Consider the following 25,549-nt stretch of genomic DNA (forward strand, 5'->3'; position numbering starts at 1 on the left):
GCGTCGTGATTACCTGAAGGGCCGTGCGTGTTAAAAAAAAGATAACCCCCCTGAGGATTATTTTTTATCAACCCATCCGGTTAACCGACACCCAGTAGCGCGTGAAGTACTTCACCTGGATCGGCAGGGTCGCTTGCAGGTTGGCCAGTACCGCGTCGGTTGAGTCGAGACGGAACGCACCGGAAACTCGCAGTTGAGCCGAAGCCGGATCACAGTGCAGCACGCCCGGCCGATAGCGCGCCAGCTCGTTGATGACATCGCCGAGCCTGGCATCGAGCACGATCAATTGACCGTCCGCCCAGGCTGCTTGTGCCACGCCATATTGCTGGGTGCGGCTTACGGTGTGTCGATCAAAATCCGCACTCTCCCCCGCACTGAGGGTCTGGTTACGGTCGGGCTGATCGACAGGGGACAGATTCACCCGATCTTCGAGCACGCCGACCCGAGTGGAATCCGGCAATTGACGAACCGTGAACCGAGTACCCAGTGCCTGGACCCGGCCGTGGCGAGTCTCCACATACAAAGGTGTGTTTGCGCCGCGTTTGCCACTGTGGATAAGTACCTCACCCTCACGCAGGCGAATCAAGCGTTGGCGCGAGTCGAACATCACATCAATGGCTGTGCTGGTGTTGAGATCAACCTGGGTGCCGTCGGCCAGTTCGACTCTTCGACGTTTACCCACAGGCGTGCGGTAGTCGGCCCATACGTTACCCACGGACGTATGGTGCTGAACATTCCAACCCAGATACCCACTGCCGCCCAGTACCAGCATCCACTTGAGTACCTGGCGACGTTTTTGCGTGCTCGTTAAGGCGCGGCGCGTGAAGTCCTGGGGCAGGGCGCCGAGGCTGCACTGCAATTGTTCCAACTGGTTCCACGCCGCCTGATGGGAAGGGTCGCCATTGAGCCACTGTTGCCAGGCCAGCCGATCGGCGGGCGTCGGCGATTGCGCCTGGAACTGCACATACCAACTGGCGGCCGCCTCGAATGTCTTGCGATCGGGGGCGGGCATTAAAGGCTGGCCATGATCAGCGAACATTCGGTCAAGGCACGGATCATGTGCTTCTTCACGGTGGTCAATGACACCCGCAGTTGATCGGCGATCTGTTGATAAGTCAGCCCCTCGATCTGCGACAGCATGAAAATCCGTCGAGCCCGTTCGCCCAGGCTGGACAACGCTTTATCCACAGCCACCAGGGTTTCGATAATGATCGCCTTGTCTTCTTCACTGATGGCGGTGGCTTCAGGACGCTCGGCCAGGGTTTGCCTATAAGCCTGCTCAATGGCGTGCCGGCGATAGCGATCAATCACTAAGCCTCTTGCGATAGTCGCCAGGTAATCCCGTGGCTCAAGGATCTGCACGGCGTCGCGTCCGCCCAGGATACGCACGAAGGTATCGTGGGCCACATCGGCCGCATCGCAGGCGTTATGCAACTTGCCTCTGAGCCACCCGTGCAACCACGAATGGTGTTGCTCATAGATGCGCTGCACAGCTGCCGTGTGTGAAGGAGGGGACATAGGCGCGACGAGGTGGGTTAATGATAATCGCTATTATTAACTGCCCTCGTGTGTTCCCACAATAGATGTCTTGACCTCCAGTCCTTACTGAATCCTTGGCTTGGTCGGCGCTGAATCGGCAATTTCTGTGGATTAAGCCCTGTGAATAACCATCCTTGTGCCCAGTTGATAACCACGCTTGAAACCTGAGTAAAAACCCGTCTGTGGATAACCAGCTGTTTAATCCACAGGCTTAAAGCACTTATCCAAGCCCCTCATGGGCACATGACCACAGACTTTTGAATCCCTGTACACGAAGTAAATAAAGGTCTGTAGCAATCTATCCACAGAAAATAAGCTCAGTAGAAATAAACATAAAAACAAAGATTTAATAAATTTCTCTCTTTTAATTTCTATTGTCCCTGATCCATCCACAGCTGGTTAAATTTTGTGCAAAGGGTTCTTTAGGAAGGGCTAAGTCCCTATACTTGCCGCCAAAGCTCCAAACTCTTTCAATAGACAATTCCTGATTACCTACATAAGCAGGCACGAGGTGCGTGGTGGATTTCCCTTCCCGTTTTGAAGTGATCGTCATCGGCGGCGGTCATGCCGGTACCGAGGCAGCACTGGCGTCAGCACGCATGGGCGTAAAAACCCTGTTGCTGACGCATAACGTGGAAACCCTCGGCGCCATGAGTTGCAACCCTGCCATTGGTGGGATCGGCAAAAGCCACTTGGTCAAGGAAATCGATGCCCTGGGCGGCGTGATGGCCATGGCCACCGACAAGGGCGGTATCCAATTTCGGGTGCTCAACAGCCGTAAAGGCCCGGCCGTACGTGCCACTCGTGCACAAGCCGACCGTATTCTGTACAAGGCTGCCGTACGTGAAACCCTGGAAAACCAGCCGAACCTGTGGATATTTCAACAGGCCGCAGATGACCTGATCGTTGAACAGGACCAGGTACGCGGTGTTGTCACACAAATGGGCCTGCGCTTTTTCGCAGAATCCGTGGTGTTGACCACCGGCACCTTCCTTGGCGGACTTATCCACATCGGCATGCAGAACTATTCCGGCGGTCGCGCCGGGGACCCGCCGTCGATTGCCCTGGCACAACGTCTGCGTGAGTTGCCCCTGCGTGTCGGCCGTTTGAAAACCGGGACTCCGCCGCGAATCGACGGACGTTCCGTGGATTTCTCGGTGATGACAGAACAGGCCGGCGACACGCCGATTCCGGTCATGTCCTTCATGGGTTCCAAGGAACAGCATCCGAAACAAGTCAGTTGCTGGATCACCCATACCAACGCCCGTACCCACGAAATCATTGCTGCGAACCTTGACCGTTCGCCGATGTATTCCGGGGTGATCGAAGGTATCGGTCCGCGTTATTGCCCCTCGATTGAAGACAAGATCCATCGCTTTGCCGACAAGGAAAGCCACCAGGTCTTCATCGAGCCGGAGGGGTTGACCACCCATGAGCTGTACCCGAACGGGATTTCCACTTCCCTGCCGTTCGACGTACAAATCCAGATCGTGCAATCGATTCGCGGTATGGAAAATGCCCACATCGTTCGCCCTGGCTACGCCATTGAGTACGATTACTTCGATCCACGTGACCTGAAATACAGCCTGGAAACCAAAGTGATCGGCGGCTTGTTCTTCGCCGGGCAAATCAATGGCACCACCGGTTACGAAGAAGCCGGCGCCCAGGGTTTGCTGGCCGGCACCAACGCTGCATTGCGTGCGCAGGGCAAAGACAGCTGGTGTCCGCGTCGCGATGAAGCGTACATCGGGGTGTTGGTCGACGACCTGATTACCCTGGGTACCCAGGAACCGTATCGGATGTTCACTTCCCGGGCCGAATACCGCCTGATCCTGCGCGAAGACAACGCCGATCTGCGCTTGACCGAAAAAGGTCGCGAGCTGGGTCTGGTCGATGACGCGCGTTGGGAAGCCTTCTGCAAAAAACGCGAGAGCATCACCCTCGAAGAGCAGCGCCTGAGAAGCACCTGGGTTCGCCCGGGCACTGAACAGGGTGATGCGATCGCTGAAAAATTCGGCACGCCGCTGACCCACGAATACAACTTGCTGAATCTGCTGTCCCGTCCGGAGATCGATTACGCTGGCCTGGTCGAAGTGACCGGCGGCGGCGCAGAAGATCCACAGGTCGCCGAACAGGTGGAAATCAAGACCAAATACGCCGGTTACATTGATCGCCAGCAGGACGAAATCGCTCGCCTGCGCGCCAGTGAAGACACCCGGCTGCCTGTGGATATCGACTACACCGGGATTTCCGGGCTGTCGAAGGAAATTCAAGGCAAGCTGGGGATAACTCGGCCGGAAACCCTCGGTCAGGCTTCACGTATACCCGGCGTCACTCCGGCAGCGATTTCGCTGTTGATGATTCATTTGAAAAAACGCGGCGCGGGCCGCCAGTTGGAGCAAAGCGCTTGAGCTCAAAGGTCACCTCGCAACACGCCGAAGAGTTATCCACAGGGGCGCGCCTGCTGGGCGTTGAACTGACCGATGCCCAGCACGCCTTGCTGATGGGCTACCTGGCCCTGTTGATCAAATGGAACAAGGCTTACAACCTGACCGCCGTGCGTGATCCGGACGAAATGGTCTCGCGCCATCTGCTCGACAGCCTGAGCGTGATGCCGTTTATCGAAAATGGCCGCTGGCTTGACGTCGGCAGCGGCGGCGGCATGCCTGGCATTCCACTGGCCATCCTGTTTCCCGAGTCGCAAGTGACCTGCCTGGACAGCAATGGCAAGAAAACCCGCTTCCTGACCCAGGTCAAACTCGAACTCAAACTGGACAACCTGCAAGTTGTCCACAGCCGCGTCGAAGCCTTCACGCCTGAACAGCCCTTCAACGGAATTGTTTCCCGGGCGTTCAGCAGCATGGAGAACTTCAGCAACTGGACTCGCCACCTGGGCGATCATGACACCCGCTGGCTGGCAATGAAGGGCGTCCATCCAAGCGACGAGCTGTTAGCATTGCCCGCGGACTTCCACCTCGATAGCGAACACGCCTTGGCCGTACCCGGTTGCCAAGGCCAACGCCATCTGCTGATACTGCGCCGCACGGCATGATTGGGAACACAAGCAAGAATGGCTAAGGTATTCGCGATAGCGAACCAGAAAGGTGGCGTGGGTAAAACCACCACCTGCATCAACCTCGCAGCATCCCTGGTCGCGACCAAGCGCCGGGTGCTGTTGATCGATCTCGATCCACAGGGCAACGCTACCATGGGTAGCGGTGTGGATAAACACGGCCTGGAAAACTCGGTCTACGACTTGCTGATCGGCGAGTGCGACCTGGGCCAGGCCATGCACTATTCCGAGCACGGCGGTTATCAACTGCTGCCGGCCAACCGCGATCTGACTGCGGCGGAAGTGGTGTTGTTGGAAATGCAGATGAAAGAAAGCCGTCTGCGCAGCGCCCTGGCGCCCATTCGCGAGAATTACGATTACATCCTGATCGACTGCCCACCGTCGCTGTCGATGCTCACGCTCAACGCCCTGGTGGCCGCCGATGGGGTCATTATCCCCATGCAGTGCGAGTATTTCGCGCTCGAAGGCTTGAGCGACCTTGTGGATAACATCAAGCGTATTGCCGAATTGCTCAACCCGAACCTGAAGGTCGAAGGCCTGCTGCGGACCATGTATGACCCGCGCCTGAGCCTGATGAACGATGTCTCGGCGCAGCTCAAGGAGCATTTCGGCGACCAGCTTTACGACACGGTGATTCCACGCAACATTCGCCTGGCCGAAGCGCCAAGCTATGGCATGCCGGCGCTGGCCTACGACAAATCCTCCCGTGGCGCCATTGCCTACCTGGCGCTGGCCGGTGAGATGGTGCGTCGCCAACGTCGCAATTCACGCACCGCTGCAGCTCAGCCAACTTAAGGAATCCCCATGGCCGTCAAAAAACGAGGTCTCGGACGTGGACTGGATGCACTCCTGAGTGGTCCGACCGTCACTTCGCTGGAAGAACAAGCGGTGCAGGCCGACGAGCGTGAGCTGCAGCACTTGCCGCTGGACCTGATCCAGCGCGGCAAATACCAGCCGCGCCGGGACATGGACCCGCAGGCACTGGAAGAGCTGGCCAACTCGATCAAGGCCCAGGGCGTGATGCAGCCGATCGTGGTGCGCCCCATTGGCGGCGGCCGCTTTGAAATCATCGCCGGCGAACGCCGCTGGCGCGCCAGCCAGCAGGCGGGCAAGGAAACCATCCCGGCGATGGTGCGCGACGTACCGGATGAAACCGCCATCGCCATGGCGCTGATCGAAAACATCCAGCGTGAAGACCTCAACCCGGTCGAGGAAGCGATCGCGTTGCAACGCTTGCAACAGGAATTCCAGCTGACCCAGCAGCAAGTGGCCGACGCGGTAGGCAAATCCCGCGTGACCGTGTCGAACTTGCTGCGCTTGATCGCGCTGCCGGAAGTCATCAAGACCATGTTGTCTCACGGCGACTTGGAAATGGGTCACGCCCGTGCTTTGCTCGGTTTGCCGGAAAATCAACAGGTTGAAGGGGCGCGACACGTTGTCGCACGCGGGCTTACCGTTCGTCAGACCGAAGCCCTGGTTCGCCAATGGTTGAGTGGCAAACCTGCACCGGTGGAAACCGTCAAGGCTGATCCGGATATCGCGCGTCTTGAGCAGCGCCTGGCCGAGCGCCTAGGCTCTGCGGTGCAAATTCGCCACGGCAAGAAAGGCAAAGGGCAATTGGTCATCGGATATAACTCTCTGGATGAGCTCCAAGGCGTCCTTGCCCACATCCGTTGAAACATTCGCAGAAACATTTGCTCATGTAGCGCGTGATCGGAAATCACTACCCGGCAGTTGAATAGGGGCTGAACCGCCCCTATACTCTGCGCGCATTTTGTCGGCACAAAGTATGCCAAGTTATTGATTTCCGGCAGCCGACCATTGAGGAGCAAGCGTGATGGAAACCCGCACGCCAAACACGTTGCCGTTCCATCGCTTGGCTGTTTTTCCGGTTTTATTGGCGCAACTTGTCGTTTTGCTGATCGCCGCATTGGCGCTTTGTTACTGGCATGGGGTCGTAGCCGGATACTCAGGACTCTGCGGAGGCCTGATAGCCTTGCTGCCCAATATGTATTTTGCTCACAGGGCCTTTCGGTTTTCCGGCGCCCGAGCAGCCCAGGCCATCGTCCGGTCTTTTTATGCCGGCGAGGCGGGGAAACTGATTTTGACGGCAGTGCTGTTCGCACTGACCTTTGCAGGTGTGAAGCCATTGGCGCCGCTGGCTGTATTCGGCGTCTTCGTGTTGACCCAATTGGTCAGCTGGTTCGCTCCCCTGCTAATGAAAACAAGACTTTCGAAACCTTAGGGCGTTTGAGGCAACCATGGCAGAAACAACCGCTTCGGGCTATATCCAGCACCACTTGCAGAACCTGACTTTCGGTCAGCTTCCCAACGGCGGCTGGGGCTTTGCCCACACCGCAGCAGAAGCCAAGGAAATGGGTTTCTGGGCCTTCCACCTGGATACTCTGGGCTGGTCGGTCGCATTGGGTCTGATCTTCGTCCTGATTTTCCGCATGGCGGCAAAAAAGGCGACTTCCGGTCAGCCAGGTGCGTTGCAGAACTTCGTTGAAGTATTGGTCGAATTCGTCGATGGCAGCGTGAAAGACAGCTTCCATGGCCGCAGCCCGGTAATTGCACCGCTGGCACTGACCATCTTCGTCTGGGTGTTCCTGATGAACGCCGTCGACTTGATCCCGGTTGACTGGATTCCTCAGCTGGCCATCCTGATCTCCGGCGATGCGCACATTCCGTTCCGTGCCGTATCGACCACTGACCCGAACGCTACCCTGGGCATGGCCCTGTCGGTATTTGCGTTGATCATTTTCTACAGCATCAAGGTCAAGGGCATCGGCGGTTTCATCGGCGAGCTGACCCTGCACCCGTTCGGCAGCAAGAACATCTTCGTTCAAGCCCTGCTGATCCCGGTGAACTTCCTGCTGGAATTCGTGACCCTGGTTGCCAAGCCGATTTCCCTGGCCTTGCGACTGTTCGGCAACATGTATGCCGGCGAGCTGGTGTTCATTCTGATCGCTGTGATGTTCGGCAGCGGTCTGCTCTGGCTTAGCGGCCTGGGCATTGTTCTGCAGTGGGCGTGGGCTGTGTTCCACATCCTGATCATCACCCTGCAGGCCTTCATCTTCATGATGCTGACCATCGTCTACCTGTCGATGGCGCACGAAGAGAACCATTAAGACCAGTCTCGACTAGTCTGATGTCCTTCCCGGTGAAACGGGAAGGTGGCCCTCCAGGGCTATGAAACGATTTGTTTTACCGCTTTAAAATCTAAAAAACCTAAACCATACGACGTAAAAGTCGGGAGGAAAGATGGAAACTGTAGTTGGTCTAACCGCTATCGCTGTTGCACTGTTGATCGGCCTGGGCGCCCTGGGTACTGCCATTGGTTTCGGCCTGCTGGGCGGCAAATTCCTGGAAGGCGCAGCGCGTCAGCCGGAAATGGTCCCAATGCTGCAAGTTAAAATGTTCATCGTCGCCGGCCTGCTCGACGCCGTGACCATGATCGGCGTTGGTATCGCACTGTTCTTCACCTTCGCGAACCCCTTCGTTGGTCAACTCGCTGGCTGATCACTCGACTTTTCGAGTGATTGGGGTGATGGACAACGAATGAGCGAGGTGTTGGCGTGAACATTAATGCAACCCTGATTGGCCAATCCGTTGCGTTCTTCATTTTTGTAGTGTTTTGCATGAAGTTCGTGTGGCCTCCGGTCATCGCGGCTTTGCACGAACGTCAGAAGAAGATCGCGGACGGTTTGGACGCTGCCAGCCGTGCAGCTCGCGACCTGGAGTTGGCCCACGAGAAAGTGGGTCAGCAACTGCGCGAAGCTAAAGCACAGGCAGCCGAGATCATTGAGCAAGCCAAGAAACGCGGTAACCAGATCGTCGAAGAGGCTGTTGAAAAAGCCCGCGTCGAAGCTGACCGTGTAAAGGCTTCGGCTCATGCCGAGATCGAACAGGAACTGAACGGCGTCAAAGACGCGCTGCGTGCCCAACTGGGTGCTCTGGCGGTCGGCGGTGCTGAAAAGATCCTCGGTGCCACAATCGATCAAAACGCGCACGCGGAGCTGGTTAACAAACTGGCTGCTGAAATTTAAGCGAGGGCGATCATGGCAGAACTGACCACGTTGGCCCGACCTTACGCTAAGGCAGCCTTCGAGCACGCCCAGGCCCACCAGCATCTGGCCTCTTGGTCAGCCATGCTCGGCCTGGCTGCAGCAGTGTCGCAAAACGACACCATGCAGCGCGTGCTCAAGGCCCCGCGCCTGACGAGCGCAGACAAGGCCGCCACTTTTATTGAAGTGTGCGGCGACAAGTTTGATGTAAAAGTGCAGAACTTCATCAATGTCGTTGCCGAAAACGACCGTCTCCCGCTGTTGCCGGAGATCGCCGCTCTGTTCGACCTGTACAAGGCCGAAGCAGAGAAATCGGTAGACGTTGAAGTGACCAGTGCTTTTGCATTGAACCAAGAACAGCAAGACAAACTCGCCAAGGTTCTCAGTGCACGACTCAATCGGGACGTGCGCCTGCAAGCTTCGGAGGACGCATCCCTGATTGGTGGTGTCGTTATCCGTGCCGGCGACCTGGTTATCGATGGCTCGATTCGCGGAAAAATCGCGAAACTTGCCGAAGCATTGAAATCTTGAGTTTGAAGGGGCAGCAGAGCAATGCAGCAACTCAATCCTTCCGAAATAAGTGAAATTATCAAGGGCCGCATCGACAAGCTCGATGTGACCTCCCAAGCCCGTAACGAAGGCACTGTCGTCAGCGTATCTGACGGCATCGTGCGGATTCACGGTCTGGCCGACGTCATGTACGGCGAGATGATCGAGTTTCCGGGCGGCGTCTACGGTATGGCCCTCAACCTGGAGCAAGACTCCGTAGGTGCCGTTGTATTGGGCGCATACACCAGTCTGGCCGAAGGCATGAGCGCCAAGTGCACTGGCCGCATCCTGGAGGTTCCGGTTGGTAAGGAACTGCTGGGTCGCGTAGTCGACGCACTGGGCAACCCTGTTGACGGCAAAGGTCCACTGGGCAACACCGAGACCGACGCGGTCGAGAAAGTTGCTCCAGGCGTGATCTGGCGTAAGTCGGTAGACCAGCCTGTACAGACTGGCTACAAGGCTGTCGATGCCATGATCCCTGTCGGCCGTGGCCAGCGTGAGCTGATCATCGGTGACCGTCAGATCGGTAAAACCGCTCTGGCCATCGACGCGATCATCAACCAGAAGAACAGCGGCATTTTCTGCGTCTACGTCGCCATTGGTCAGAAGCAATCGACCATCGCCAACGTGGTTCGCAAGCTGGAAGAAAACGGCGCCCTGGCCAACACGATCATCGTGGCTGCCAGCGCTTCGGAATCTCCTGCGCTGCAATTCCTGGCACCGTACTCCGGTTGCACCATGGGTGAATTCTTCCGCGACCGCGGTGAAGACGCGCTGATCGTTTATGACGATCTGTCCAAGCAAGCAGTGGCTTACCGCCAGATTTCCCTGCTGCTGCGCCGTCCACCAGGCCGTGAAGCCTACCCAGGCGACGTGTTCTATCTCCACTCCCGTCTGCTGGAGCGCGCATCCCGCGTTTCGGAAGAATACGTAGAGAAGTTCACCAACGGCGCAGTGACCGGCAAAACCGGTTCCCTGACCGCACTGCCGATCATCGAAACCCAGGCTGGCGACGTTTCCGCGTTCGTTCCGACCAACGTGATTTCCATCACCGACGGTCAGATCTTCCTGGAGTCGGCCATGTTCAACTCCGGGATCCGTCCTGCTGTGAACGCCGGTGTTTCGGTATCCCGTGTGGGTGGTGCCGCTCAGACCAAGATCATCAAGAAGCTCTCCGGTGGTATCCGTACCGCTCTGGCTCAGTACCGTGAACTGGCGGCATTCGCCCAGTTCGCATCTGACCTGGACGAAGCGACCCGCAAGCAACTTGAGCATGGTCAGCGCGTTACCGAGCTGATGAAGCAGAAGCAATACGCCCCGATGTCGATCGCTGACATGGCGTTGTCGCTGTATGCCGCTGAGCGTGGGTTCCTGACCGACGTTGAAATCGCCAAGGTCGGCAGCTTTGAACAAGCGCTGATTGCTTACTTCAACCGCGATCACGCCGAATTGATGGCGAAGATCAACGTGAAGGGTGACTTCAATGACGATATCGACGCTGGCATGAAAGCCGGTATCGAGAAGTTCAAGGCCACCCAAACCTGGTAAGCCGCAGCGGGAGCCGCAAGGCTCCCGCTTGCTAACCTGATAGGTGTTACATGGCAGGCGCAAAAGAGATTCGCAGTAAGATTGCGAGCATCAAAAGCACGCAAAAGATTACCAGCGCCATGGAAAAAGTGGCGGTCAGCAAAATGCGCAAGGCACAAATGCGCATGGCTGCTAGCCGTCCTTATGCGGAGCGTATCCGCCAGGTAATTGGGCATCTGGCCAACGCCAACCCGGAATACCGCCACCCGTTCATGATCGAGCGCGCCGTCAAGCGTGTGGGTTATGTGGTAGTGAGCAGTGACCGTGGTTTGTGCGGTGGCCTGAATACCAACCTGTTCAAGGCCCTGGTCAAGGACATGGCGGTAAACCGCGAAAACGGCGTCGAGATCGATCTGTGTGTGGTGGGTAGCAAGGGTGCGGCCTTTTTCCGCAACTTCGGCGGTAACGTCGTAGCAGCTATCAGCCACCTGGGTGAAGAGCCGTCGATCAATGATTTGATCGGCAGTGTGAAGGTGATGCTGGATGCGTACCTGGAAGGCCGGATTGACCGCCTGTCCGTGGTATCCAACAAGTTCATCAACACCATGACCCAGCAGCCAACCGTGGAGCAATTGATTCCACTGGTGGCGACTCCGGATCAGGAACTCAAGCACCACTGGGACTACCTCTACGAACCAGACGCCAAAGAGCTGCTTGACGGCTTGATGGTGCGCTACGTGGAGTCGCAGGTGTACCAGGCGGTGGTCGAGAACAACGCAGCTGAACAAGCGGCGCGGATGATCGCGATGAAAAACGCTACCGATAACGCCGGTGATCTGATCAGCGATTTGCAGCTGATCTACAACAAGGCGCGTCAGGCTGCGATCACCCAAGAGATCTCGGAAATCGTCGGCGGCGCTGCCGCGGTTTAACGGTTCAAATATTCAGAGGATCCAGCTATGAGTAGCGGACGTATCGTTCAAATCATCGGCGCCGTTATCGACGTGGAATTCCCACGCGACAGCGTACCGAGCATCTACAACGCGCTGAAAGTACAAGGCGCGGACACTACTCTGGAAGTTCAGCAGCAGCTGGGCGACGGCGTAGTTCGTACCATTGCGATGGGTTCGACCGAAGGCTTGAAGCGCGGTCTGGACGTTATCGACTCTGGCGCAGCCATCTCCGTACCGGTCGGTAAAGCGACCCTGGGCCGGATCATGGACGTACTGGGCAACCCGATTGACGAAGCCGGTCCGATCGACACCGAAGAGCGTTGGGGCATTCACCGTCCAGCACCTTCGTTCGCCGAGCAAGCAGGCGGCAACGACCTGCTGGAAACCGGCATCAAGGTTATCGACCTGGTCTGCCCGTTCGCCAAAGGCGGTAAAGTCGGTCTGTTCGGTGGTGCCGGTGTAGGCAAGACCGTAAACATGATGGAACTGATCCGTAACATCGCCATCGAGCACAGCGGTTATTCCGTGTTCGCCGGTGTGGGTGAGCGTACCCGTGAGGGTAACGACTTCTACCACGAGATGAAGGACTCCAACGTTCTGGACAAAGTGGCACTGGTTTACGGTCAGATGAACGAGCCGCCGGGCAACCGTCTGCGCGTGGCACTGACCGGCCTGACCATGGCCGAGAAGTTCCGTGACGAAGGTAACGACGTTCTGCTGTTCGTCGACAACATCTACCGTTACACCCTGGCCGGTACTGAAGTATCCGCACTGCTGGGCCGTATGCCTTCGGCAGTAGGTTACCAGCCGACCCTGGCTGAAGAGATGGGCGTTCTGCAAGAACGTATCACTTCGACCAAGGAAGGTTCGATCACCTCGATCCAAGCGGTATACGTACCTGCGGATGACTTGACCGACCCGTCGCCAGCCACCACCTTCGCCCACTTGGACGCCACCGTCGTTCTGTCCCGTGACATCGCTTCCCTGGGTATCTACCCAGCGGTCGATCCACTCGACTCGACTTCGCGCCAGCTGGACCCGAACGTGATCGGCCAGGAGCACTACGACACCGCTCGCGGCGTTCAGTACGTGCTGCAGCGTTACAAAGAACTGAAGGACATCATTGCGATCCTGGGTATGGACGAGCTGTCGGAAGCCGACAAGCAGTTGGTAAACCGTGCTCGTAAGATCCAGCGCTTCTTGTCGCAGCCGTTCTTCGTGGCTGAAGTCTTCACCGGTGCCTCGGGTAAATACGTTTCCCTGAAAGACACCATTGCTGGCTTCAAAGGCATCCTCAACGGTGACTACGACCACCTGCCAGAACAAGCGTTCTACATGGTCGGCGGCATCGAAGAAGCGATCGAGAAAGCCAAGAAACTGTAATCCTGGCGCCCGGAAACGGGCGCTCATCAGGTTGAGGCAATCAGATGGCTATGACAGTCCATTGCGATATCGTCAGCGCGGAAGGGGAAATCTTCTCCGGTCTGGTCGAGTTTGTAACAGCGCACGGTGACCTGGGTGATCTTGGTATCGCCATGGGTCACGCTCCGCTGATTACCAGCTTGAAGCCAGGTCCGATCACACTGACCAAGCAAGGCGGGGAACGTGAGGTGTTTTACATCTCCGGTGGTTTCCTCGAGGTTCAGCCGAACATGGTCAAGGTACTTGCCGATACCGTGCAACGTGCCGGCGACCTGGATGAAGCCTCCGCTCAGGAAGCCGTCAAGGCTGCCGAGAAGGCGCTGAACGAAAAAGGCGCAGACTTCGACTACAGCGCTGCTGCAGTCCGTCTGGCCGAAGCCGCAGCCCAGCTGCGCACGCTCCAGCAGATCCGCAAGAAGTAAGCGGCCTGGCCGTTACACTTCACGCGTGATTGATTAAAAAGGGTAGCCTCGGCTACCCTTTTTCTTTTATTGCAAAATACTTCTTTGGTCTGAAGCCGGACCGCCCAGGATTGGTAGCCATTCATGTCTCTTGAAATCGTAATTCTCGCCGCAGGCCAGGGCACCCGCATGCGTTCAGCCCTGCCCAAGGTGTTGCACCCGGTCGCAGGCAATTCCATGCTCGGTCATGTTATCCACAGTGCCCGGCAGTTGGACCCGCAACGCATTCATGTCGTCATCGGTCACGGTGCCGATGTGGTACGTGAGCGTCTGGCTGCAGACGACTTGAATTTCGTATTGCAGGACAAGCAACTGGGCACCGGCCACGCCACTGCGCAAGCGGTGCCATTCATTACCGCTGACACCGTACTGATTCTGTACGGTGACGTGCCGCTGATCGAAGTGGAAACCCTGCAACGCCTGCTCAAGCATGTGGTGCCAGGCCAGATGGGCCTGCTCACCGTTGAGCTGGACGACCCCACCGGCTACGGACGCATCGTGCGCAACGTCGACGGTAAGGTCGCCGCGATCGTCGAACACAAGGACGCCAGCGAAGCCCAGCGCGCCATTACCGAAGGCAACACCGGCATTCTCGCCGTGCCGGCTGACAAGCTGGGCGACTGGATGAGCCGCCTGTCCAACAACAACGCCCAAGGCGAGTACTACCTCACTGACGTCATCGAGATGGCCGTCAGTGACGGCCTGCTGGTCGCCACCGAACAGCCTCACGACCCGATGGAAGTGCAGGGCGCCAACGACCGCAGGCAGCTGGCTGAGCTGGAGCGCCACTACCAACTGCGCGAAGGCCGCCGCCTGATGGCCCAGGGCGTCACCCTGCGTGACCCGGCGCGTTTCGATGTGCGGGGTGAAGTGACGGTGGGCCGTGACGTGCTGATCGATATCAATGTGATCCTGGAAGGCCGCGTGATCATTGAAGACGACGTGGTGATTGGTCCGAACTGCGTGATCAAGGACAGCACCTTGCGCAAGGGCGTGGTGGTCAAGGCCAACAGCCATATCGACGGTGCGGTGATGGGCGAGGGCAGCGATGCCGGTCCGTTTGCGCGATTGCGTCCGGGAACGGTGATGGGCGCCAGGGCGCACGTCGGCAATTTCGTCGAGCTTAAAAACGCCAGGATGGGCGACGATGCAAAAGCGGGCCACCTGGCTTACCTCGGCGATGCGGTAATCGGTGCTCGCAGCAACATTGGCGCCGGTGCAATTACCTGTAACTACGATGGTGCCAACAAGTACCAGACGACGATTGGAGAGGACGTGTTCATCGGCTCCAACAACTCGCTGATTGCCCCCGTTACGATCGGCGATGGTTCCAACACCGCCGCCGGCTCAACCATCAACCAGGATGTGGATAAGTCCCAACTGGCCGTGGCCCGTGCTCGCCAACGCAACATCGATGGCTGGAAACGCCCGGTCAAAATCAAGAAGACCTGAGTTATCCACAGTCTGGCCAGCATCAAAACTCAATGTGGGAGGGGGCTTGCCCCCGATAGCAGTGTGTCAGTCAACTCATCAGGTGACTGATACACCGCCATCGGGGGCAAGCCCCCTCCCACATTTGCCTGTGTTATTTAAAAAATAGTGATAGCCATCGCTTGACGATCTTTCGCCAATAGGTTTTGATTGCCTTCGTTATCTTTCGAAACGAAACTTATCAACACCATGTCGAAACGAAATACTCCCCAACGTCGCCACAATATCCTCACCTTGCTCAATGAACAGGGCGAAGTGAGCGTGGACGAATTGGCTAAGCATTTCGAAACCTCGGAAGTCACCATCCGCAAGGACTTGGCCGCCCTCGAAAGTAATGGCCTGCTCCTGCGCCGGTATGGTGGTGCAATCACCATGCCTCAGGAGCTGGTGGGCGACGCGGCTCAACCGGTCTCTGCCTACAAGCGTGCGATTGCCCGTGCCGCCGTGGTGCGCTTGCGTGAACACGCGCGCATCATCATCGACAGCGGCAGCACCACCGCCGCGATGATCCCCGAACTGGGCCATCAACCCGGCCTGGTGGTCATGACCAATTCCCTGAACGTGGCCCGCGCCTTGAGCGAGCTGGAGCATGAACCGGTGCTGCTGATGACCGGCGGCACCTGGGATCCGCATTCGGATTCGTTCCAGGGCCAGGTCGCCGAGCAGGTGCTGCGTTCCTACGATTTTGATCAATTGTTCATCGGCGCCGACGGCATCGATTTGCAGCGCGGTACCACCACCTTCAACGAATTGTTGGGCCTGAGCCGTGTCATGGCCGAGGTCGCCCGTGAAGTCGTGGTGATGGTCGAATCCGACAAGATCGGCCGCAAGATTCCCAACCTGGAACTGCCCTGGAGCAGCGTCCATACCCTTATCACCGATGATCGCCTGCCGCCTGAGGCCCGCGACCAGATCCAAGCCCGCGGCATTACGCTGATATGCGCGGCAGTCATCTAGGAGAAACACCATGTGTGGAATTGTTGGCGCAGTCGCCGAACGTAATGTAACCGCCATCCTCATCGAAGGCCTCAAGCGCCTGGAATACCGTGGCTATGACAGCGCCGGTGTGGCGGTCTTCACCAATGCCGGCAAGCTCGAGCGTATGCGCCGTCCGGGCAAGGTCAGCGAGTTGGACCAGGCCCTGGCCGGTGAGCCATTGGTAGGCCGTTTGGGCATTGCCCACACTCGTTGGGCCACCCACGGTGCGCCGTGCGAGCGCAACGCTCACCCGCACTTTTCGGGCGACCTGGCCGTGGTGCACAACGGCATCATCGAAAACCACGAAGTGCTGCGCGAACAACTCAAGGGCCTGGGCTACGTGTTCACTTCGGACACCGATACCGAAGTCATCGCCCACCTGCTCAACCACAAGCTCAAGGACCACAGCGACCTGACCACTGCCCTCAAGGCCACGGTCAAGGAACTGCACGGCGCCTATGGCCTGGCCGTGATCAGCGCGAGCCAACCTGACCGCCTGGTTGCCGCCCGCAGTGGCAGCCCGTTGGTGATCGGCCTGGGCCTGGGCGAGAACTTTCTCGCCTCCGACCAACTGGCCCTGCGTCAGGTGACCGACCGTTTCATGTACCTGGAAGAAGGCGATATCGCCGACATCCGCCGTGAAAGCGTGCAGATCTGGGACGTCAACGGTCAGTCCGTCGAGCGCGAAGCCGTGCAATACCGCGACGGTGCCGAAGCCGCCGACAAGGGCGAGTTCCGCCACTTCATGCTCAAGGAAATCCACGAGCAGCCGTCCGTGGTGCAGCGCACCCTGGAAGGTCGCCTGAGCCAGAACCAGGTGCTGGTCAACGCCTTCGGCCCACAGGCCGCCGAGCTGTTCGCCAAAGTGCGCAACGTGCAAATCGTCGCCTGCGGCACCAGCTACCACGCCGGCATGGTTGCGCGTTACTGGCTGGAAGAACTGGCCGGCATCCCGTGCCAGGTCGAAGTCGCCAGCGAGTTCCGCTACCGCAAGGTGGTGGTGCAGCCTGACACCCTGTTCGTGACCATCTCCCAGTCCGGCGAAACCGCCGACACCCTGGCCGCCCTGCGCAACGCCAAGGAACTGGGCTTCCTCGGCAGCCTGGCGATCTGCAACGTCAGCATCAGCTCCCTGGTGCGTGAATCCGACCTGACCCTGCTGACCCAGGCCGGTCGCGAAATCGGCGTGGCTTCCACCAAAGCCTTTACCACCCAACTGGTCGGCCTGTTGCTGCTGACCTTGTCCCTCGGCCAAGTGCGCGGCACCCTTGCCGAAGGCGTTGAAGCCACCCTGGTGGAAGAACTGCGCCGCCTGCCGACCCGCCTGGGCGAAGCCCTGGCCATGGACGGCACCGTGGAAAAAGTCGCCGAACTGTTTGCCGACAAGAACCACACCCTGTTCCTCGGCCGTGGCGCGCAATACCCGGTGGCCATGGAAGGTTCGCTGAAACTCAAGGAAATATCGTACATCCACGCCGAAGCCTACCCGGCCGGCGAGCTGAAACACGGCCCATTGGCCCTGGTGGATGACGACATGCCGGTGGTCACCGTGGCGCCGAACAACGAACTGCTGGAAAAGCTCAAATCCAACCTGCAGGAAGTGCGCGCCCGTGGCGGCCAACTGATCGTGTTCGCCGACGAAAAGGCCGGCATGACCAACGGTGAAGGCACTCATGTGATCAACATGCCGCACATCCATGACACCTTGTCGCCGATCCTCTACACCATTCCGCTGCAGTTGCTGTCGTACTACGTCGCCGTGCTCAAGGGCACCGACGTTGACCAACCGCGCAACCTGGCGAAGTCGGTGACGGTGGAATAAGCCTGATTGGCGTACCGAAAGGGGTGTTTCCAAAGAATAAAGGATGTCACAAAATAATAAAGGTTGTCACAAGTCGGTAAAGTGTGTCACAAGCCTCTATCCCGGCGCTTTTGCCGGGGTAGTGGCAGGTTCAGGAATAACGGCTCATTATCTACCTCGCCACTGTCACTTCTGTCCTGGCTAAACCCGCTCATGAATTCCCCACGCCACATGCCCTGTGCCGTACTGATCGAGTGGATCGCCTAACAATGAGCGACTCGTGAAATGACATCTGCGCCCGTTGCACCAAAAAAACCTGCTACCTCCAGATTGATGACTCAGCGGAAGATTGATAGGAAAATCAAATCAGGTCGTGGCTCTGGCGTAAGAGAATCCTATGAGCCCTGGATCAAGATTTGGGATATGCAATCGAGGGGCGTGTCTCACCTTGTGCCGGGAGTGAAATTCCATCGCAGCCATCATCTGCTATCCAACGCTGAGCGTGACTATCACCTGATCCTTGAGCAGGATCCCTCTATCATCGACGTTCGCGAGCAGTTTCCGCTTTTAACACAAGCTGAAACCCAAGCGATCGCTTCGAGTCTAAACTTCCGTCACCCTGTGTACCCGGGTACTCAGATCCCTGTCGTTATGACTACAGACTTCCTTATCACTTTCATAGATTCAGAGGGCGAAGAAAGGCTGGCCGCGCGTTCTGTAAAGTATCGAAAGGAATTTGAGGAAGCCGGTATCAGGGAGCGGAATCGGATGGCAGAAAAGCTTGAAATCGAAGCAAAGTACTGGGCTATGAGGAAGGTAGAATGGAAACTTGTTTTCCATGAAAATCTTTCGAAAATCAAAATAAAAAACTTAACTATTCTTAGAAGTTATGCACATATCCATCCCTCTTTGCCTACGGATAAGAATGTTAATAGCCTGCTAGAATATATAGCTGAATGTGCGACTGATCAATTGCCCTTAAAAGCACTTTTAGAAAAAGCTTCAAGGTCAATTTTTATCGAATATATGAATGTTAAACGACTGTTTCATCTTCTTTTATGGACGGGTAGGCTTAAGACGGACCTAACTAATAGTTTGATAAGCTTATCCGAGCCGTTGCGCGTCTGGGTTAGTGATTCGTCCTTTTCCGGTGCACCAAAAATTGAGGTACCCCGCCATGCTTAGTCTGGGCGTTAACAGTATCGTTTCTCCAGGTGAGAGCTCTGGGCTTCTGAAGAAACCAGTTAGGGTTTTAGGAATAAGGAATGATTTTGTCTTAGTTATTGAATTGGGAACGAATCCATCTAAGCCTTGGCGCATTGAAAGGTCGCTTTTAGTTGAAGAGATAAATAATGGTGAGGCGGTGCTCAATCTCGAAATGGTGCCCATGCATCTGCTTCGAAGCGATGATGAGATTGGCGAGAATGAAAAAATAAGCAGGGAAAAGAATTGGAAACTAGTACGTGGTTTAGTGGAGGGTCAGGTTCCACTCGATATTTTAACGTCTAACTTTGGAGCTCTCGTTGCTAATCATGCGCTGGTGATGGGGGTAGACCGAAAACAAATCTATCGCCTGCTTTATCGGTATTGGAGCATGGGGCAGACACGTAACGCTTTTTTATGGAATACAAGTGCGTGTGGAGGTCCTGGGAAATCAAAAAACCGTACCTCCGGTATAGTTCCTGGCCGACCGCTTAAATATCGTGGCGTAGTAGTGGATGATGGTGGCGCAATTTTGCTCGAAGCGCGACACGTGGGGCATATCCGTCTGGCTTATGGTCGCGTTGCCAGTGGCAGATGTGGCAGCCTAAAGAGAGCGCATGAATGGATGCTCGATAAATTTTATAGGTCGGTCAAGTCCGATGGTTCGAAGGGAAACCTTATACGCGGCAGCTATCCCTCCATCCACCAACTGAATCATCATGGAAAACTCTTTTTTGATGAACTCTATAGATTGAAGACTCGCGGCGGAGCAATCCGTTACAACAAAGATCATCGTCCGCTAGTGGGGTCTGCCTCGGAGGGGTTGGTCGGTGCCGGCCATCGGTACGAAATCGACTCGACCGTTGCTGACGTATATCTGGTCCATCGAGTCAATCGGCTGTGGCTTATTGGCAGGCCAGTGTTGTATGTAGTGGTCGATACGTTCACCAGGATGATTGTAGGCGTTCATGTGGGTCTTGAGGGACCCAGTTGGAATGGCGCTAGGCATGCCATCTACAACGCCTGCACTGCCAAGAAAGATTTTTGCAAGCGCTATAACATTGAGATTGATGAGGGTGACTGGCCTTGCGCTCACCTGCCAGTTGAAATTGTCGCAGATCGAGCCGAGCTGCTCAGTGAAGCTGGGGAGACGATGACAAAGACTTTAGGTACGGTCCTCAAGATTTTGCCACCGTTTCGGCCGGACTGGAAAAGTATCATTGAGAGCCGGTTTCGCCTGATCAACGAAAAGCTGGATTTGAAATTTTCCCCGGGCGGCGTAGATGCTCGGAAAATGGAGCGTGGTGATCGTGACTACCAGCTGGATGCCATCTTCGATATCGATGAGTTTACTGAAATGGTCATCGTCGGTGTTCTGGCTCACAACAAGAGCCTTCGCGTCCCTCATCTTCTGACCCGGGAGATGATCGCTGCGGAAGTAGAGCCCACTCCGATAGCTATGTGGAACTGGTCTATGGCAAACAATCTTCTGAATTCGAAAGTCGTGTCGCCCGCGGAGCTTAAGATTGCGTTGTTGCCCTCGCAGGAGTGTCGCATCGGCCGAGGCGGTATCAGTTTTCAAGGCGTGCAGTACACGTGTGAAACGGCTATCCGTTCAGAGTGGTTGGAACGCTCTCACAATTTCAAAACCAGATACGTCAGGGTTTTTTACGATCCAAACTCGATCGAGAATTGCTGGATCAAGTCTGAGGCCGGTTTCGAGCCGTTGACCATCGTACCGCAGCACCGTGCTAAGTATGCGGGGCTTCGTATGGAGGAGGTCCTCGATATGATCAAGATTTTGAACCAGGTCTCGCCTGACGCCCGATATGAAGATGCTTCCACTGGAGCACTCCTCCAGAGTCGTCAAGAGGAAATCCTTAACCGGGCGAAAGCTAAACGGAGGGCCCAAGGCAACCCAGAATCAGACGCTGAGTTTAAGCATGACAAGCGTTCGAAGCGTGCCACAGAAACTCAGAATGAGCGTGACTTGCATACCGCTGATCTAAATCAACTCCGCCTTGTAAATAACTCGCCAGGCGCAGTTGAAATTTCAAATCCAGTAGTCGAAAAACCTGTTTCGGGCAGGAGCGCTGCTTTTCTGAAACTGGTGATCAACGCGGATAACGAGGCCAATCATGAGTGACTTCAGTTTTGCGCCTGCTGAGTACGTCTCGACAGGCATGCCTCAATACGATGGTAATCCCCTGATTGAGTGCCTCCCCAAGATTCTGTCGGATGTCGATGTCGTCAGACGCATCGGAAATGCCCCTGCACGGCCTAATGAGACGGAAAGGGCGATGGACCCGAAACTTCGTGGTCATGGGATTAACAGGCTGAAGGACGTCGTCGTACCATTTGAAATCCACCTGCGACTGGAGGATTTGTTCAGTCAGTTGATTCGGTACGGGTACACCGGACGCAATCCTTTGCATGCGTCCACCGTAAAGCACCGATTGCCTTCTTCTGCCGAAATCAAGGGGCACGGATTTATGTCCACCGCAGAAACAATGACCCTGATCGGGTTGAGCGGAATGGGCAAAACGACTGCACTCAACGCCATTGCCAAACTTTATCCACAGGTGATCAGCCACAGTAAATACAAGGAGCAGATATTCATTGAGACGCAGGTGGTGTGGCTCAAGATCGAATGTCCGCACGATGGCTCGTTACGGGGGTTTTGTGCGGCTTTCTTCTCTTCGTTGGATGCGGCATTAGGCATCGAGAAATATTCCAGCAGAGGCTCTACTGGTCGCAGCATCAGTGTCATGCTTCAAAACATCAGTCAACTGTGCAAAACCTTTTCTATTGGCGCGCTTATCATTGATGAAATGCAGCACCTTTGCTCGTCTCGAGGCGGCCAGGATCGTGAAAAGCTGCTCAATTTCTTCGTGACACTATCGAATGACGCAGGCGTCCCACTGGTCTATGTCGGCACAAATGCAATGCTTCCGCTGTTTTCAGGTGTATTACGAAATGCTCGCCGTGCGGCGGGAATGGGGCCGATCGCTTTTGACAGATTCTCCGAGGATGATCCATTTTGGGCGCACTTGGTGTCCCAACTCTGGGCTTACGACTGGACCAAAACTCCCGCCCCGTTGACGGGGCGGCTGCTTTCCAAAATCTACGATCTCACCCAAGGAAACACTGACTTTTTAGCCAAACTCCTAATGCTTTCTCAGCGTCATGCAATCTGGGAGGGCATCGACTCTATCTCACCAGCGTTACTTCAGCAGGTGTACGACAATCAGATGAGGCTCCTCCATAAGCCCGTTGAGGCACTCCGGAGCGGCGACCCATTGCAGATCGCTGACTTCGAGGACATGATGCCTACAAAGGACCAGATCGCGCAGATGATGAATTACGATCTGGCGCGCCGTGCCGATAGAACTCACCTTTCTCTCATTGCCCAAGCAGCGATTGCACCCGTCGAGCATATTGAAACAGAGGCTGTGAAGTCGGTCCGCAAGCCAGTAGTTCCGGTTGCCAACGAGACACTACCAAGCGCCCATTTTTCTAAAGGCGATGATGTTGAGGCGCAACTTAAACAGCGTGGCTGGGTGGATCCGAACTCTGCCTGGTGACATGAATCGCGGGAGCCAAGTCAATGGAGCGCTTGCATTGGTTTCCTCAGCCGTTTCCCGATGAGTTGCTCTACAGCCTAGCGGTGCGCTATCACAGACTATCGGCAAACCACAGTTATCGCCGGACAAGCCAGGATTTATTTGGCGTGTATTCTCGGACTTGCGGCTCAATCCTGCCATGCTGCTTGGGGACCTTATCTCAGGAGTTAGCCCGGGCCTATTCGGTGAACGAGCTAATTAACCGTTTTACGCTTTTACCTCTCTATGAGCCTTTTTTGAGTGAAGCGAAGCGCAGTGCCGCGCGAGCCGCGATGGCTGGTAATTCCGGAACTGGTCTGAAGATGAGCTTAGGCCTCACAGCGTCAGGTTTCCTCAAGCATGCGTCCTTTCGATATTGCGAAAGCTGCGTTGCTGAAGACAGTCGCAATTGCGGCTCGGCCTACTGGCACCGTATTCACCAAGCGATGGGCGTTTGTGTTTGCTCCCTGCATGGGAAGGCACTCCGCGCAATTACATTTCCGGATGGAGCCGATTGGCGTTGCATGCTGCTCCCGGGAGAGGCAGTAGGTTCCCAGATCATGGAGACTCCTGCCGAATCTGCAGTTGATATCGTAAGTCAGATGCAGTTATGGGCTCTCAATCATCCTACGGATGTGCAGAGGCTCCTAGCTGGTAACTTCCTGGGATACCGGTTGGAGAAGATGGGATTTCTCAAGTCCGGCAGGATTAAGGAGCAGGCTTTACGGGCTTTCTTGACGCCGAGTCTTTTACTTAGCTCTCTCGCTAATGAGTTTCAGGAGATCTGCCACTCCTGTGACTGGGTATTTACAGTCTTGCGCCCCCGCGAGAGGGTCATACAGCCTTTGAAATTTTATTTTCTTTGCTGGCTCCTTGAGACAGACCTCGAACAGCTAAGGGCTTTCGATCCTCAAGCTGATACTTGCAACGAAGAAGCACATAAAGGCAATGACCCTGGTACCACTATCGATCACGGCGAAGTCCAGGCGCGTCGGGCAGTGTTTTCAAGCAGCCTCAATATGAAATGTCATGAAAAGCCTGGCTATCAGTGGCTGTACCGCCATGATAGGGAGTGGCTAGCAGATTACGTGTCTGCACATCCCTTTATCCGATTAAGGCCGGAGTTAGTCGATTGGGACGCACGAGATCTAGCGCTAGCTCGAGATCTGCTAGTGGCGAGGGATCAGATCCTATCTACACAGAGCAGGCCTCAAAAGATCACCCGCGCGGCGCTGGGCAGGAAAGTCGCCCATAGCTACGATTTTTTGAGGAGGCCAGGTAAATTTCCAATAAGCTTTTTACTGATGAAGGACATGCTGGAATCTGATCATGACTATCAAATTCGTAAAATCTACTGGGCGGTGAGGCATTATCTTCCGCCTGAGCAAAGCGCTGTGAGTGTTGTATACCGACTTGCCGGAATCAGGGTGCCTCATGTCACTGTGAAGGAAGTATTACATATACTTTCAATCGCATGATTTACTACCAATAAACTCTAAGCTTTAGAGTTAATAACTTATATATCTCAACTATTTTACTTATCGAGAAGATGTTTCGCTCTTGAGCAATAAATTAAAATATACTTCGGCAGTCTCGCACCCAAGAAATGCGAGTATAGTGTAATTGTTGTCTGAGTAAGTTTTGGAAATAGGGGTTCTTAAGTCTACGCCAAATTTGTTTTTTATAAGATTTTTTATAAAATCTTCATTTTGGTTTATTTCATTTCCATATCTCAAGCGAATGCTATTAATAATCAGCCAATCAGTTCTATATGACATAGGCGTGGCACCATTGTACGTCAACAAGTCGGCAACAAATTTTGAATAGGCGAAGCTGAATGAGTCTGGCTCTTCGACTTGAGATTTATATTTTTGGCTGCATATGCTCAGTCTAGAAATCTGATGGTTTTTTATTAGCGTTAAGCATGTTGTGCATCTATCCATGAGTCTTGAGCCATGCACGCTACAGACTTGTACCGACGTAGGGACATGTCTTCGGTGGACATATGCCGTGCCATAGTTTTCAAAATCCTCTAATGCACAAATAGGACAAATTTTCCTCCAAGCCGCTGGGGTTACAGCAATATCTTTTCTAGTTCGCGCAAGTGCTGCAGTCAGCGGGTACAAGGTATGGTTTTTTAGAACTTCTTCAGATACGTTTCTTTCTGTAAAGAAATCAGGGAATTGAAATATGGCGTGTGCTCTAGATTCATATTTATCACCAGGTGCGTATCCGTAGCCTTTTCTGGGCAATGGTTTTATGTGAAAGTCTTTCAGCGCTACTGTTTTGAGGCCCAGCATCTCGTTCCCTCTCTGTAGCACAGACGCAATATACTCCCCGGGCAAGGGTGTAAAAATTTTCATCAGTTATTCCGTAATCGGCCTTTCCTGGCAGCGCTGCAAGCGCACAAGCCGGCTATTCTACTTGATAGTTATCCGTTTGATGATTTACCTGATTTTTACTAGACTATTGCCCGTCAGCGGTCGCGTTTTGGGATGATGCCGCCGTGGCTAATGTTTTAGATGACGGTCTGCTCAGGCGGATCTTGAGGTATCAGCTTGGATAAGCGCGCATCAGTGAACCTGGCTTGCGAGGATGCAAATGAAGGGACGTCGTAAGGTTAAAACTGACAAATGGCATATGCGCGATCAGTTCATTCGCGAAGCCCGGGCCATACTCGCTTCAAAGCCGGACGCCGGCCAGCGCTTTATGCGTATCACTGCGCAGACGGAGCTTGAGGAGCCTGTCGGGCTACTTGCTGGTAGCCGCAAGGCACCGGAAGGAATTTCAACAAAAAAACACTAGCCCGTTAACTCAGGTACTTCGCATGCCAAACGAGTTGATTGCACGAGCACACGATGACGGTGTAGCGCCATCTTTCGC

The 25,549-nt window shown here is 55.4% G+C and carries 24 protein-coding genes; 21 read left to right on the forward strand and 3 right to left on the reverse strand.

Annotated elements, in window-relative coordinates:
• Positions 1-67: 67 nt before the first annotated feature.
• Entirely contained in the window at positions 68-1,012 is a 945-nt protein-coding gene (locus tag TU82_RS24175; RefSeq protein WP_057725764.1) for a FecR domain-containing protein, read from the reverse strand.
• Positions 1,012-1,518, reverse strand: a complete 507-nt coding sequence (locus TU82_RS24180; protein ID WP_057725765.1) for a sigma-70 family RNA polymerase sigma factor — start codon at positions 1,516-1,518, stop codon at positions 1,012-1,014. The genes TU82_RS24175 and TU82_RS24180 overlap by 1 nt, the downstream gene beginning before the upstream one ends.
• Positions 1,519-2,057: 539 nt before the next feature.
• Between TU82_RS24180 and mnmG the strand changes: the two genes are divergently transcribed.
• The 20 genes from mnmG (at position 2,058) to TU82_RS24280 (ending at position 24,144) form a co-directional block, all read left to right on the forward strand.
• Entirely contained in the window at positions 2,058-3,950 is a 1,893-nt protein-coding gene (gene mnmG / locus TU82_RS24185) for a tRNA uridine-5-carboxymethylaminomethyl(34) synthesis enzyme MnmG (protein ID WP_057725791.1), read from the forward strand.
• Positions 3,947-4,591 (forward strand): 16S rRNA (guanine(527)-N(7))-methyltransferase RsmG, encoded by a 645-nt coding sequence (rsmG, locus tag TU82_RS24190; protein WP_057725766.1) that lies wholly within the window; start codon positions 3,947-3,949, stop codon positions 4,589-4,591. Before mnmG ends, rsmG begins: the two co-directional genes overlap by 4 nt.
• An 18-nt stretch (positions 4,592-4,609) precedes the next feature.
• Entirely contained in the window at positions 4,610-5,407 is a 798-nt protein-coding gene (locus TU82_RS24195; protein WP_057725767.1) for a ParA family protein, read from the forward strand.
• Between the two features lie 9 nt (positions 5,408-5,416).
• On the forward strand, positions 5,417-6,289 hold the full coding sequence (locus TU82_RS24200; RefSeq protein WP_057725768.1) for a ParB/RepB/Spo0J family partition protein: 873 nt from the start codon (positions 5,417-5,419) through the stop codon (positions 6,287-6,289).
• Positions 6,290-6,449: 160 nt separating this feature from the next.
• On the forward strand, positions 6,450-6,857 hold the full coding sequence (locus tag TU82_RS24205; RefSeq protein WP_057725769.1) for a F0F1 ATP synthase subunit I: 408 nt from the start codon (positions 6,450-6,452) through the stop codon (positions 6,855-6,857).
• Between the two features lie 16 nt (positions 6,858-6,873).
• Positions 6,874-7,743 (forward strand): F0F1 ATP synthase subunit A, encoded by an 870-nt coding sequence (atpB, locus tag TU82_RS24210; RefSeq protein ID WP_057725770.1) that lies wholly within the window; start codon positions 6,874-6,876, stop codon positions 7,741-7,743.
• 133 nt (positions 7,744-7,876) lie between these two features.
• Positions 7,877-8,134, forward strand: coding sequence for a F0F1 ATP synthase subunit C (atpE, locus tag TU82_RS24215; RefSeq protein ID WP_002555987.1), 258 nt, complete (start codon positions 7,877-7,879; stop codon positions 8,132-8,134).
• A gap of 56 nt (positions 8,135-8,190) precedes the next feature.
• Positions 8,191-8,661, forward strand: a complete 471-nt coding sequence (locus TU82_RS24220; protein ID WP_003195835.1) for a F0F1 ATP synthase subunit B — start codon at positions 8,191-8,193, stop codon at positions 8,659-8,661.
• A 12-nt stretch (positions 8,662-8,673) separates the two neighbouring features.
• Positions 8,674-9,210: a F0F1 ATP synthase subunit delta gene (locus TU82_RS24225; protein WP_057725771.1), complete on the forward strand. Its 537-nt coding sequence runs from the start codon at positions 8,674-8,676 to the stop codon at positions 9,208-9,210.
• Positions 9,211-9,231: 21 nt separating this feature from the next.
• Entirely contained in the window at positions 9,232-10,776 is a 1,545-nt protein-coding gene (atpA, locus tag TU82_RS24230) for a F0F1 ATP synthase subunit alpha (RefSeq protein ID WP_003177064.1), read from the forward strand.
• Between the two features lie 50 nt (positions 10,777-10,826).
• Entirely contained in the window at positions 10,827-11,687 is an 861-nt protein-coding gene (atpG, locus tag TU82_RS24235) for a F0F1 ATP synthase subunit gamma (protein ID WP_003195829.1), read from the forward strand.
• A gap of 27 nt (positions 11,688-11,714) precedes the next feature.
• On the forward strand, positions 11,715-13,091 hold the full coding sequence (gene atpD / locus TU82_RS24240) for a F0F1 ATP synthase subunit beta (RefSeq protein WP_057725772.1): 1,377 nt from the start codon (positions 11,715-11,717) through the stop codon (positions 13,089-13,091).
• A 44-nt stretch (positions 13,092-13,135) separates the two neighbouring features.
• The gene (locus TU82_RS24245; protein WP_003195825.1) at positions 13,136-13,552 is read left to right on the forward strand and encodes a F0F1 ATP synthase subunit epsilon; all 417 of its coding nucleotides are present in this window, start codon (positions 13,136-13,138) and stop codon (positions 13,550-13,552) included.
• Positions 13,553-13,675: 123 nt separating this feature from the next.
• Positions 13,676-15,043, forward strand: coding sequence for a bifunctional UDP-N-acetylglucosamine diphosphorylase/glucosamine-1-phosphate N-acetyltransferase GlmU (glmU, locus tag TU82_RS24250; protein ID WP_057725773.1), 1,368 nt, complete (start codon positions 13,676-13,678; stop codon positions 15,041-15,043).
• A gap of 228 nt (positions 15,044-15,271) precedes the next feature.
• A complete protein-coding gene (locus tag TU82_RS24255; RefSeq protein ID WP_057725774.1) occupies positions 15,272-16,039 on the forward strand; it encodes a DeoR/GlpR family DNA-binding transcription regulator in 768 nt (255 codons plus the stop codon).
• Between the two features lie 10 nt (positions 16,040-16,049).
• Entirely contained in the window at positions 16,050-17,882 is a 1,833-nt protein-coding gene (glmS, locus tag TU82_RS24260) for a glutamine--fructose-6-phosphate transaminase (isomerizing) (RefSeq protein ID WP_057011543.1), read from the forward strand.
• A 264-nt stretch (positions 17,883-18,146) separates the two neighbouring features.
• A complete protein-coding gene (locus tag TU82_RS24265; protein WP_057725775.1) occupies positions 18,147-19,046 on the forward strand; it encodes a TnsA endonuclease N-terminal domain-containing protein in 900 nt (299 codons plus the stop codon).
• The gene (locus TU82_RS24270) at positions 19,039-21,210 is read left to right on the forward strand and encodes a Mu transposase C-terminal domain-containing protein (RefSeq protein WP_057725776.1); all 2,172 of its coding nucleotides are present in this window, start codon (positions 19,039-19,041) and stop codon (positions 21,208-21,210) included. The genes TU82_RS24265 and TU82_RS24270 overlap by 8 nt, the downstream gene beginning before the upstream one ends.
• Positions 21,203-22,648, forward strand: a complete 1,446-nt coding sequence (locus tag TU82_RS24275) for an ATP-binding protein (protein ID WP_057725777.1) — start codon at positions 21,203-21,205, stop codon at positions 22,646-22,648. Before TU82_RS24270 ends, TU82_RS24275 begins: the two co-directional genes overlap by 8 nt.
• Before the next feature lie 23 nt (positions 22,649-22,671).
• Positions 22,672-24,144 (forward strand): TnsD family Tn7-like transposition protein, encoded by a 1,473-nt coding sequence (locus tag TU82_RS24280; protein ID WP_057725778.1) that lies wholly within the window; start codon positions 22,672-22,674, stop codon positions 24,142-24,144.
• Between the two features lie 60 nt (positions 24,145-24,204).
• Here the strand turns inward: TU82_RS24280 and TU82_RS28775 are convergent, their stop codons facing one another.
• Entirely contained in the window at positions 24,205-25,029 is an 825-nt protein-coding gene (locus TU82_RS28775) for a TniQ family protein (RefSeq protein WP_156421695.1), read from the reverse strand.
• Between the two features lie 238 nt (positions 25,030-25,267).
• Between TU82_RS28775 and TU82_RS28780 the strand changes: the two genes are divergently transcribed.
• Positions 25,268-25,471 (forward strand): hypothetical protein, encoded by a 204-nt coding sequence (locus TU82_RS28780; RefSeq protein WP_156421696.1) that lies wholly within the window; start codon positions 25,268-25,270, stop codon positions 25,469-25,471.
• Positions 25,472-25,549: the final 78 nt, after the last annotated feature.

The sequence above is a fragment of the Pseudomonas orientalis genome, from assembly GCF_001439815.1.
Lineage (GTDB): Bacteria > Pseudomonadota > Gammaproteobacteria > Pseudomonadales > Pseudomonadaceae > Aquipseudomonas > Aquipseudomonas orientalis.